The following is an 11,798-nucleotide window of genomic DNA, read 5'->3' as shown; positions in this document are numbered from 1 at the left end:
CTGCTATGGACCGCAGAACGGTCATCAGGTTTAGCGCGCGCGCGGCGGAACCGAGCGGGTGCGGCCACTGCCATCGATGGCGACGAATACGAACACCGCCTCGGTGACCTTGCGCCATTCGCTGGACAGCGGGTCGTCGCTCCACACTTCCACCATCATCTGGATCGAGCTGCGGCCGATCTCCAGGGTCTGGGTGTAGAAGGACAGCTGCGCGCCCACCGCCACCGGCACCAGGAACGCCATGCGGTCGATGGCCACCGTGGCCACCCGGCCGCCGGCCACGCGGCTGGCCATGGCGGTGCCCGCCAGGTCCATCTGCGCGACCAGCCAGCCGCCGAAAATATCGCCAAAGCCGTTGGTTTCACGGGGCAGTGCGGTGATTTGCAAGGCCAGGTCGCCTTGCGGGATTGGATCTTCTTGTTCGAGTTCTATCATGCCGGGGGGCCTCTGACCCGTGACGCTTCATGGGTACTTCAGGTGAATAGCCGTCTTCAGGAAAAACGATTCAGCCCGAACATACTACGTTCGTCACGTTCTTTCTAAGGCGTGCTAAAGGGAAACTCTGCGAAATCGACTGGCGCTGGCCAGGGCCAGGGGCGCGCAGCAGCGTTTTCGCACAGCAACCCTTGCCAGAAGCGGCTTTGCGCTTCGAGGTCTGCGAGTATATCGGTCGATAGACTCCGCGACGACCCGTCCAGTTCGCAAATTTGTGAGTCATTTGTGCGCCGCTGTGTACGCATTCGAACAATTTGCTATCGTGCCGAACCTGCCAGGCCCCAACCAGCGCTGTTGCGGCTTCCAGAACCGACTAATAAGAGAAGCCCTTGCCATGACCACTGTGCCCTCGAGCGCCGCGCAGCCTGCGCAACCCGCCCGTCCGCTGACCCGTAGTGACTACAAGACATTGTCCCTGTCTGCCCTGGGCGGGGCGCTGGAGTTCTACGACTTCATCATCTTCGTGTTCTTTGCCACCGTGGTCGGCAAGCTGTTCTTCCCGGCGGACATGCCCGAGTGGCTGCGCCTGATGCAGACCTTCGGGATCTTCGCGGCCGGTTACCTGGCGCGGCCCCTGGGCGGGATCGTCATGGCCCACTTTGGCGACCTGCTGGGGCGCAAGAAGATGTTCACCCTGAGCATCTTCATGATGGCGGTGCCGACCCTGATCATGGGCCTGTTGCCGACCTACGCGCAGATCGGCATGTGGGCGCCGATCCTGCTGTTGCTGATGCGGGTGATCCAGGGGGCGGCCATCGGTGGTGAAGTGCCCGGGGCCTGGGTGTTCGTTTCCGAACACGTGCCCCAGCGGCATATCGGCTATGCCTGCGGCACCCTGACCTCGGGCCTGACTGCCGGGATTCTCCTGGGGTCGCTGGTGGCCACTGCGATCAACAGCATCTATACCCCGGTGGAAGTGGCGGATTACGCCTGGCGGATCCCGTTCCTGCTGGGTGGGGTGTTCGGCCTGTTCTCGGTGTACCTGCGCCGCCTGCTCCACGAAACCCCGGTGTTCGCCGAACTGCAACTGCGCAAGGCCCTGGCCGAGGAACTGCCGCTGCGCACGGTGCTGCGCGATCATCGCGGGGCGATCGTGATTTCCATGCTGCTGACCTGGCTGCTGTCCGCCGGGATCATCGTGGTGATCCTGATGACCCCCACCGTGCTGCAGACCGTCTATAAATTCCCGGCCATCACCGCCCTGGAGGCCAACAGCTTGGCCATTATCTTCCTGAGCCTGGGCTGCGTGGCCTCGGGTGCCCTGGCGGACCGATTCGGTGCGGGCAAGGTATTCGTGTTCGGCAGTGCCTTGTTGCTGGTCACTTCCTGGACCTTTTATCACGGCCTGCTGGACAACCCGCAGTGGCTGTTTCCGCTGTATGCCCTGACCGGCCTGTTCGTCGGCACCATCGGTGCGGTGCCTTATGTGATGGTCAAGGCGTTCCCGGCAGTGGTGCGCTTCAGCGGCCTGTCGTTTTCCTACAACCTGGCGTACGCGATCTTCGGTGGCCTGACACCGATGGTGGTGACCTGGCTGCTCAAGGAAAGCCCCATGGGCCCGGCCTATTATGTTGCAATTATTTGCGGCATCGGCCTGCTGGTGGGGTTGTACCTGTGGGCCAAGGGCCGCTGACCACCACCCTGTAGCCGCTGCCGTAGGCCCTGCTGTGCGCTGAAGGGCGCCGCGACCCTGCGGATCGATCGCAGCCTGCGGCAGCGGCTACAGAGGTTTTTATCGCCGAACAAAGAAAGGCCAGCTTCCGTTCAGGAATGCTGGCCTTTCATCTAATTGTCATATTCCGGACATAGAGTGTTCACACGGCCTACAGATACTTGGCCCCGACTTAACACACCCTATCTGCTAGGAGTAAGGCATGAAACTGAAGCGTTTGATGGCGGCAATGACCTTTGTCGCCGCTGGCGTTGCGACTGCCCACGCGGTTGCCGCTGTTGACCCTGCTATCCCGAGCTACACCAAGACCACTGGTGTGTCGGGCAACCTGTCCAGCGTCGGTTCCGATACCTTGGCGAACCTGATGACCCTGTGGGCCGAGAACTACAAAAAGGAATACCCGAACGTCAACATTCAGATTCAGGCCGCCGGCTCCGCCACCGCGCCACCCGCGCTGACCGAAGGCACCTCCAACCTGGGCCCTATGAGCCGCAAGATGAAGGACACGGAACTGGCGGCCTTCGAGCAGAAGTACGGCTACAAGCCAACCGCTATCCCGGTGGCCGTGGACGCCCTGGCCGTGTTCGTGCACAAGGACAACCCGATCCAGCACCTGACCATGGAACAGGTCGACGCGATCTTCTCCTCGACTCGTCTGTGCGGCGCCAAGGAAGAAGTGAAGACCTGGGGCGACCTGGGCGTGAAGGGCGACCTGGCCAACAAGCCGGTTCAGCTGTTCGGTCGCAACTCGGTATCCGGCACCTACGGCTACTTCAAGGAAGAAGCCCTGTGCAAAGGCGACTACAAGCCTAACGTCAACGAACAGCCTGGTTCGGCGTCGGTGGTGCAATCCATCAGCTCCTCGCTGAACGGCATCGGCTACTCGGGCATCGGCTACAAGACCGCCAGCGTGAAGACCGTGGCCCTGGCCAAGAAAGGCAGCACCGACTTCATCGAAGACACCGAAGAAAACGCCCTGAACGGCAAGTACCCGCTGTCGCGCTTCCTCTACGTCTACGTCAACAAGGCCCCGAACAAGCCTCTGGCCCCGCTGGAAGCCGAGTTCGTGAAACTGGTCCTGTCCAAGCAAGGCCAGGAAGTGGTCGTCAAAGACGGCTACATCCCACTGCCAGCCAAGGTGGCCGCCAAGGCACTGGCTGACCTGGGCCTGAAAGAAGGCGCATAAGCCGCCTCCGAAGGTCCGGGCTCCCCGGACCTTCTCGTTTTCGTAGGAGCTGGCCGGGCCGCGTTCCGCTTGCCAGGGAAAGCGCCCGAAATGGCGACCCAGGCTCAAGGCCGGTTCGTCGGCCTGCCGGCTCCTGCAACCTCATTTTCTGTCCGCTGCCGGCCCTGCCATGCGGCGGATTTGTTGCGTCACTGCATTGTCATCTTTCTGTCATACAGGATCGCTAGGGTGTGCGCATGAATGATCTGGCCAACTCCACCATGACTACGACTTCTCCCCCCAAGCGCATTGACTTCAATACGCCTGAACTGCAACGCAAGCGTCGCATCCGCGCGCTCAAAGACCGCCTGACCCGTTGGTACGTCCTTGTCGGCGGCCTCGCGGTACTGGGTGCTATCACCCTGATCTTCTTCTTCCTCGCCTATGTCGTCGCGCCGCTGTTCCAGGGTGCCGAACTGACCGCCAAGGACCCTCTGACTCCCGCCTGGATGCAGGACGCCGGCAAGCCGCTGATGTTCTCCCTGGAAGAGCAGAACCAGGTTGGCATGCGTGTCTCCGACAAGGGCCAGGCGCTGTTCTTCGACATCGACAGTGGCGCCGAGCTGCGCAAGGTCGACCTGCCGATCCCGGCGGGCGCCAGCGTCACCTCCATCGGCAAGGACCAGCCCGGCAACCCGCTGGTGGTGGTCGGCCTGTCCAACGGCCAGGCCCTGGTGTTCCGTCATACCTACAAGGTCAGCTACCCGGACGGCAAGAAGACCATCTCGCCGGCCATCGAGTACCCCTACGGCGAAACCCCCATCACCCTGAACGAGCAGGGCGGTGCGCTGGAGCACGTCAACCTCAATGCCACCGATTCGTCGCTGATCGTTGCCGGTTCTACCGCTTCGCAGTTGCAAGTGCTGAAGCTGACCCGCGAAGAAAACATGATGACCGGCGAGGTCACCAGCGAGCAGAGCCGCATCGAGCTGCCGCAGATGACCGAGCCGGTCAAGGCCATGTACATCGACCCGCGCCAGCAGTGGCTGTACGTGATCAACGGGCGCGCCCAGGCCGACGTCTTCAGCCTGCGGGACAAGAGCCTCAACGGTCGCTACAAACTGCTGGAAGACGCCGATACCGAAGTCACCGCCAGCACCCAGCTGGTGGGCGGCATCTCGCTGATCATCGGGACCTCCAAGGGCGGCCTGGCCCAGTGGTTCATGGCCCGCGACCCGGACGGCGAGCTGCGCCTGAAGCAGATCCGCACCTTCCAGATGGGCACCGCGCCCATTGTTGAAATCACCGCCGAAGAGCGTCGCAAGGGCTTCGTTGCCCTGGACGCCGCCGGCAAGCTCGGGGTGTTCCACAGCACCGCCCACCGCACCCTGCTGGTGGACCAGGTGGTAGACGGCCAGGGCCTGTTCGGCCTGTCGCCACGGGCCAACCGGGTAATCGTCGAGGCCGGCGGCAAGCTGCAGCCCCTGGTGCTCGACAACCCGCACCCGGAAGTGTCCTGGAGTGCGCTGTGGAGCAAGGTCTGGTACGAGAACTACGACGAGCCTAAATACGTCTGGCAATCCACCGCGGCCAACACCGATTTCGAACCCAAGCTGAGCCTCTCGCCCCTGACCTTCGGTACCCTAAAGGCGGCGTTCTACGCCATGCTGCTGGCGGCGCCATTGGCGGTGGCGGCGGCGATCTACACCGCCTACTTCATGGCCCCGGGCATGCGCCGCAAGGTCAAGCCGGTGATCGAGCTGATGGAAGCGATGCCGACGGTGATCCTCGGTTTCTTCGCCGGCCTGTTCCTCGCACCCTATGTCGAAGGCCACTTGCCGGGCATCTTCAGCCTGCTGCTCCTGCTGCCGATCGGCATCCTGGTGGCGGGTTTCGCCTGGAGCCGCCTGCCCGAGTCGCTGCGCCTGAAAGTGCCGGACGGCTGGGAAAGCGCGATCCTGATCCCGGTGATCATCTTCGTCGGCTTCCTCTCGCTGTACATGAGCCCGTTCATGGAGAACTGGTTCTTCGGGGGCGACATGCGCATGTGGATCTCCCACGATCTGGGGATTACCTACGACCAGCGCAACGCCCTGGTAGTGGGCCTGGCCATGGGCTTTGCGGTGATCCCGAACATCTACTCGATCGCCGAAGACGCCGTGTTCAGCGTGCCGCGGGGCCTGACCCTGGGCTCCCTGGCCCTGGGCGCCACGCCGTGGCAGACCATGACGCGGGTGGTGATCCTCACCGCCAGCCCGGGGATCTTCTCGGCGCTGATGATCGGCATGGGCCGCGCCGTGGGCGAGACCATGATCGTGCTGATGGCCACCGGCAACACCCCGGTCATGGAAATGAACCTGTTCGAAGGCCTGCGCACCCTGGCCGCCAACGTCGCGGTGGAAATGCCCGAATCGGAAGTCGGCGGCAGCCACTACCGCGTGCTGTTCCTCTCGGCGCTGGTGCTGCTGCTGTTCACCTTCGTCATGAACACCCTCGCCGAGCTGATCCGTCAGCGTCTGCGCAAGAAATACTCGTCGCTTTAAGAAAGGTAGAAGTCTGTGAAACAGAACTCCCTAAAAGACTGGTTCAAGAGCGGCGCCCCCGGCGTCTGGATCAGCGGTGGCGCGGTGTCCATCGCGGTCATCATGACCATCGGCCTGCTGGCGGTGATCGCCGTGCGTGGCCTCGGCCACTTCTGGCCAGCCGACCTGGTGCACGCCAACTACGACGTTCCGGGCCAGGCCAATCACCTGGTCATCGGTGAAGTGGTGCAGAAGGAAGAAGTGCCCCGGGCGCGCCTGAAGAGTGCCGGCCTGCCGGTGCCCGACCAGGGCCCGGAGTTCATGACCCGCGAGCTGATCAAGGTCGGCAACCGTGACCTGAACGGCAACGACTTCACCTGGATCGTTGGCGAGTGGCTGACCAACCAGAGCTACCCCAAAGAGCTGATGGCCATCGAGCGCCGTGAGTGGGGCAACTTCTACGGCTACCTGGTCAACGTCAAGGAAAGCGGCAAGGTGATCGCCGAAGGCGAAGCCGCCTGGCCCGAGCTGCAAGCGCGGATCGACCGGGTGAACAAGCTGGCCGCCCAGCTCAAGACCCTGGAGAAATCCGACATCGGCGCCATCAACGCCGGCCTGGAACGCATCCGCCTGCACGGCCGCAAGCTGGAGCTGGACGGCAAGCTGGATGCCGCGGCCCAGGCCGACATGGATGCCGAGCGCGCCGAACTCAATGCCCGCTACCAGGACATCGAGGCGCGCCTGAGCGACCTGCACGCCCAGTTCAACCGCGACAGCCTGACCGCCCGTGATGCCAACGGCAAGGAAGTGGAGATCGGCCTGGGCAAGGTGGTACACGCCTACCAGCCGAACGCCATGGGCACTTTTACCAAGATCGGTTTCTACTTCAGCAAGGTCTGGGAGTTCCTCAGCGATGACCCGCGCGAAGCCAACACCGAGGGCGGTATTTTCCCGGCCATTTTCGGCACCGTGATGATGACCCTGATCATGGCCATGATCGTCACCCCGTTCGGCGTGCTGGCAGCGGTCTACCTGCGTGAATATGCCAAGCAGAACACCTTGACCCGGGTGATCCGCATTGCGGTGAACAACCTGGCGGGGGTTCCGGCCATCGTCTACGGTGTGTTCGGCCTGGGCTTCTTCGTCTACGTGCTGGGCGGCTCCGTGGACCGTCTGTTCTTCCCTGAAGCCCTGCCGGCGCCGACCTTCGGCACCCCAGGCCTGCTCTGGGCTTCCCTGACCCTGGCGCTGTTGGCGGTGCCGGTGGTGATCGTGGCCACCGAAGAAGGCCTGGCGCGGATTCCCCGCACCGTGCGCGAAGGTTCCCTGGCCCTGGGTGCGACCAAGGCCGAGACCCTGTGGAAGATCGTTCTGCCCATGGCCAGCCCGGCGATGATGACCGGGATGATCCTCGCGGTCGCCCGCGCTGCCGGTGAAGTGGCGCCGCTGATGCTGGTGGGTGTGGTGAAGCTGGCGCCGTCGCTGCCGCTGGACGGCAACTACCCGTACCTGCACCTGGACCAGAAGATCATGCACCTGGGCTTCCACATCTACGACGTCGGCTTCCAGAGCCCCAACGTCGAGGCGGCGCGGCCGCTGGTGTACGCCACCGCGCTGCTGCTGGTGCTGGTGATCGCCACCCTGAACCTGTCGGCGGTGTGGATCCGTAACCACCTGCGTGAAAAATACAAGGCACTGGACAGCTGATCAGCTGGCTTGTGTGGACGCTGGCTTGCGTAGGAGCTGGCTTGCCAGCGAAGGCGTCCGCAAGGGCGACACAAGGCCTGCAGGCCTCTTCGCCGGCAAGCCGGCTCCTACAAACAGAATGATGTCGCCGCTGGCCTGATGCCTGCGGTTCACGACAAACGAATTGGTAGCACAGGGAGCATCCCATGCAACACGAAGCACACACTCATGGCATCAACATGTCCGCCCTGGGCCGCGACAAGCAGAGCCTGAGCCTGGAACAGGAAACCGTGGCCATCGAAGTGCCCGGCCTGAGCCTGTACTACGGCGAGAAACAGGCGCTGTTCGACGTCAGCATGAACATTCCCAAGCAGCGCGTGACCGCCTTCATCGGCCCGTCCGGTTGCGGCAAGTCGACCCTGCTGCGGACCTTCAACCGCATGAACGACCTGGTGGACGGCTGCCGCGTAGAGGGTGCGATCAACCTCTACGGCAACAACATCTATCGCAAGGGCGAAGACGTGGCCGAGCTGCGTCGCCGGGTCGGCATGGTGTTCCAGAAGCCCAACCCGTTCCCCAAGACCATCTATGAAAACGTGGTCTACGGCCTGCGCATCCAGGGCATCAACAAGAAGCGCGTGCTCGACGAAGCCGTGGAATGGGCCCTCAAGGGCGCGGCGCTGTGGGACGAGGTCAAGGACCGCCTGCATGATTCGGCCCTGGGCCTGTCCGGCGGCCAGCAGCAACGTCTGGTGATCGCCCGGACCATCGCCGTGGAGCCGGAAGTGCTGCTGCTGGACGAACCCTGCTCGGCCCTGGACCCGATCTCGACCCTGAAGGTCGAGGAACTGATCTATGAGCTCAAGTCCAAGTTCACCATCGTCATCGTGACCCACAACATGCAGCAGGCGGCGCGGGTTTCCGACTACACCGCCTTCATGTACATGGGCAAACTGGTGGAGTTCGGCGATACCGACACACTGTTCACCAACCCGGCGAAGAAGCAGACCGAAGACTACATTACCGGGCGCTATGGCTAGAAAGCAGCTGCCAGCCGCAGGTTTCACGCGGCGCAACAGAGGCGGTGCGCGACATCCGGATCACTATTTAACTGCTTGAAGCTTGCGGCTTGAAGCTTGCAACTTTCGCGGAGCGAACACGATGATTTCGAAGGAAGGCTTAACCCATCACATCTCCCAGCAGTTCAATGCCGAGCTGGAAGAAGTACGCAGCCACCTCCTGGCCATGGGCGGGCTGGTGGAGAAGCAAGTCAATGACGCGGTCACAGCGCTGATCGAGGCCGACTCCGGCCTGGCCCAGCAGGTGCGCGAGATCGACGACCAGATCAACCAGATGGAACGCAATATCGACGAGGAATGCCTGCGCATTCTCGCCCGTCGCCAGCCGGCGGCCTCGGACCTGCGTTTGATCATCAGCATCTCCAAGTCGGTGATCGACCTGGAGCGCATCGGCGACGAAGCCACCAAGATCGCCCGCCGGGCCATCCAGCTCTGCGAAGAGGGCGAGGCCCCGCGTGGCTACGTGGAAGTGCGGCATATCGGCGACCAGGTGCGCAACATGGTGCGCGATGCCCTGGACGCCTTTGCCCGCTTCGATGCCGACCTGGCACTTTCGGTGGCCCAGTACGACAAGATCATCGACCGCGAATACAAGACCGCGCTGCGTGAGCTGGCCACCTACATGATGGAAGACCCACGCTCTATCTCGCGGGTTCTGAGCATTATCTGGGTGCTGCGCTCGCTGGAGCGGATCGGCGACCACGCGCGCAACATTTCCGAGCTGGTGATTTATCTGGTGCGCGGCACCGATGTTCGTCACCTTGGGCTCAAGCGCATGAAGCAGGAAGTTGAAGGTACCAGTGGCGAATCCGCTAATGTTCCGGATGAAACTGACGATAAGTAAGAGTGCCCGAGAAGAGCGCCCGGCCTTTTGGCCGGGCGTTTTTGTTTGTGCTCCTGGAAATTGAAAAGCAGCACCCGCGAACGAAAAGTCCCGGCGTGACTGAAGAGTTTTGGCAAAGTGCCATCAGCCAGCGTTATGCTTGCCGGGATTTTTAAAGGGGTGGTCGATGAGTAAGGTAAGTGTGTTGGTGGTGGATGACGCTTCGTTCATTCGTGACCTGGTGAAGAAGTGCCTGCGCAACTACTTCCCTGGCATCAAGATCGAAGACGCGATCAATGGCAAGAAGGCCCAGGCGATGCTCGCCCGTGAAGCCTTCGACCTGGTCCTGTGCGACTGGGAAATGCCGGAAATGTCCGGCCTTGAGCTGCTGACCTGGTGCCGCGAGCAAGATGCGCTGAAGGCCATGCCGTTCATCATGGTCACCAGCCGGGGCGACAAGGAAAACGTGGTGCAGGCGATCCAGGCCGGGGTTTCCGGTTATGTGAGCAAGCCTTTTACCAACGAACAGCTGCTGACCAAGGTCAAGCAGGCGCTGAACAAGGTCGGCAAGCTCGACACCTTGATGAACAGCGCGCCGACCAAGATGAACTCGGCCTTTGGCAACGACTCCCTGAGCGCCCTGACTGGCGGCAAGCCGGCGGTGGTGGGGGCGGCTTCCGCTCCGGTCAATCCGTTCGCCAAACCGGCGGCTGCCGCCCCGGCTCCAGCTCCAGCGGCAGCAGCGCCGGCCCGCGGTTTGCTCAACAGCCCTCCGGTCAAGGCCCCGGCGCCTGCGGCAGCGGCCGGTGGTGGTCGTGGCCAGGGCCAGCTGCGGCTGTCCAGCGGCAACCAACAGTGTGTGATCAAGGCCCTGAGCATCAAGGAAGCCTTGCTGGTAGTGAAGCGCACCGACAGCCTGCCCCAGGTGCTGGAGAGCGCGGTGCTGGACCTGGAGCAGGGCGACAACGCCGAAGTGGCGCGGCTCAATGGCTACCTGCATGCGGTGGTGGCCTTTGAACCCAAGCCGGACAGCGAGTGGCTGCAGTTGACTTTCCGCTTCGTGGACCAGGATGCCCAGAAGCTCGACTACATCTCCCGCCTGATCGCCCGCGGCACCGCCCAGAAGCACTTCGTTCCAGGCGCCTGATCCTTGCCGGCCGCCTCGCTGTAGGAGCTGGCTTGCCAGCGAATGCGCCCACAAGGGCAGCACAAGGCTTGATGGCCTCTTCGCCGGCAAGCCGGCTCCTACGGTGGCAGGTGCGTAAGCCGCGAGAACACCCTCTTGCTGTGTAGGAGCTGGCTTGCCAGCGAAGGCGCCCGCAAGGGCAGCACAAGGCTTGAAGGCCTCTTTGCCGGCAAGCCGGTTCCTGCGGTGATGGGAGGCTGCGGAAATCTGCTGAAAACACTTTCCCACTGCGGGCTTTTGCCGGCCGCCGAGGCGGGCTGCTGCGTCATCCCGCTATCGAGCGAGCAACTCGCAACATAGGTCGTAACCTTCAAGCCACAAGGCGTGCGCCGTCCCCCTCGGTACTTTCCGCCGTACGTCAGATTAATTTCTTTGCGCTTGATTTATATCTGTTTGGATATAGATTTCAGGTGGCGCTCTTTATTGCTCACCCCTCGCGGCCATGCCTTGAAACAACCCGGCGCGGCGGGTCCTGGCCGTGTTGATTAGCCTTGTTCCTGGTCATTAACAGGAGAGGTTCGATGCCCAGGCACAAGGATGTGGTGTTTGTCGGGAGCGCGCTGCGGGATCTCAGGGCGTTCCCTGAAGATGCCCGTCGGGCCGCCGGTTTCCAGCTGGATCTGCTGCAGCAGGGTGAACAGCCCTACGATTGCAGGTCGGTGAAAACCATTGGCCCGGGCGTTTTCGAGATCAGGATCCATGAGGATTCAGGGGCGTTTCGGTTGTTCTATGTGGTCCGGCGGGCCGCGGCCATTTATGTGTTGCACGCGGTGCGCAAGACTACCCGCAAGACCGAGGCGCGGGATATCGAGCTGGCTCGTGCCAGATATCAGGAAACAGGTTCACGCCATGACTGACCAACCGATCAACCAGCGCTTTGCCAGTGTCTGGGATGCCCTTGAAGCCACTCCCCAGGAGGCCGCCAACATGCGCCTGCGGGCCAAGCTGATGCTGGAACTGGGCAAGACCGTGCAGGCCTGGGGGGTGTCGCAGAAGGAGGCGGCCAGGCGCCTCAATATCACCCAGCCCCGGCTCAACGATGTGCTCAGCGGCAAGATCAACAAGTTCTCCCTCGATGCGCTGGTCAACCTCTGCGAGGCGGCGCAACTGGGGGTGGACATCCACTTCGGCGCTGGCGGCATTGAACCCTTGGCGCCCGCCTGATTCATA

General features: G+C 62.6%; 10 protein-coding genes. 9 read left to right on the top strand and 1 reads right to left on the bottom strand.

All coding sequences use genetic code 11. From position 1 onward, the window contains the following. Nucleotides 1–30: 30 nt before the first annotated feature. Entirely contained in the window at nt 31–435 is a 405-nt protein-coding gene (locus AC1RCO_RS15580) for an acyl-CoA thioesterase (protein ID WP_003229628.1), read from the bottom strand. 394 nt (nt 436–829) lie between these two features. Here AC1RCO_RS15580 and AC1RCO_RS15575 point away from each other — a divergent pair, with 394 nt between their 5' ends. From AC1RCO_RS15575 to AC1RCO_RS15535, 9 genes are all read left to right on the top strand, one after another. Further along, a complete protein-coding gene (locus AC1RCO_RS15575) occupies nt 830–2,128 on the top strand; it encodes an MFS transporter (RefSeq protein WP_019094638.1) in 1,299 nt (432 codons plus the stop codon). A 241-nt stretch (nt 2,129–2,369) separates the two neighbouring features. Further along, a complete protein-coding gene (locus AC1RCO_RS15570; RefSeq protein WP_011064285.1) occupies nt 2,370–3,353 on the top strand; it encodes a phosphate ABC transporter substrate-binding protein PstS in 984 nt (327 codons plus the stop codon). A 488-nt stretch (nt 3,354–3,841) separates the two neighbouring features. Continuing rightward, complete coding sequence (locus tag AC1RCO_RS15565; protein WP_169892551.1) at nt 3,842–5,875, top strand: ABC transporter permease subunit; 2,034 nt, start codon at nt 3,842–3,844, stop codon at nt 5,873–5,875. Nucleotides 5,876–5,890: 15 nt separating this feature from the next. Beyond that, nucleotides 5,891–7,561, top strand: a complete 1,671-nt coding sequence (pstA, locus tag AC1RCO_RS15560; protein ID WP_011064283.1) for a phosphate ABC transporter permease PstA — start codon at nt 5,891–5,893, stop codon at nt 7,559–7,561. Nucleotides 7,562–7,746: 185 nt separating this feature from the next. Continuing rightward, complete coding sequence (pstB, locus tag AC1RCO_RS15555) at nt 7,747–8,580, top strand: phosphate ABC transporter ATP-binding protein PstB (RefSeq protein ID WP_011064282.1); 834 nt, start codon at nt 7,747–7,749, stop codon at nt 8,578–8,580. A 121-nt stretch (nt 8,581–8,701) separates the two neighbouring features. Then, on the top strand, nt 8,702–9,463 hold the full coding sequence (phoU, locus tag AC1RCO_RS15550) for a phosphate signaling complex protein PhoU (RefSeq protein ID WP_011064281.1): 762 nt from the start codon (nt 8,702–8,704) through the stop codon (nt 9,461–9,463). A 166-nt stretch (nt 9,464–9,629) separates the two neighbouring features. Further along, complete coding sequence (locus AC1RCO_RS15545) at nt 9,630–10,589, top strand: response regulator (protein ID WP_019093932.1); 960 nt, start codon at nt 9,630–9,632, stop codon at nt 10,587–10,589. Nucleotides 10,590–11,149: 560 nt separating this feature from the next. Further along, nucleotides 11,150–11,485, top strand: a complete 336-nt coding sequence (locus AC1RCO_RS15540) for a type II toxin-antitoxin system RelE/ParE family toxin (RefSeq protein ID WP_011064279.1) — start codon at nt 11,150–11,152, stop codon at nt 11,483–11,485. Further along, complete coding sequence (locus tag AC1RCO_RS15535) at nt 11,478–11,792, top strand: helix-turn-helix domain-containing protein (protein WP_019093930.1); 315 nt, start codon at nt 11,478–11,480, stop codon at nt 11,790–11,792. The genes AC1RCO_RS15540 and AC1RCO_RS15535 overlap by 8 nt, the downstream gene beginning before the upstream one ends. Nucleotides 11,793–11,798: the final 6 nt, after the last annotated feature.

Source organism: Pseudomonas sp. GW823-FHT03E05 (assembly GCF_058796855.1).
This window is presented reverse-complemented; position numbering and strand designations above follow the sequence as displayed.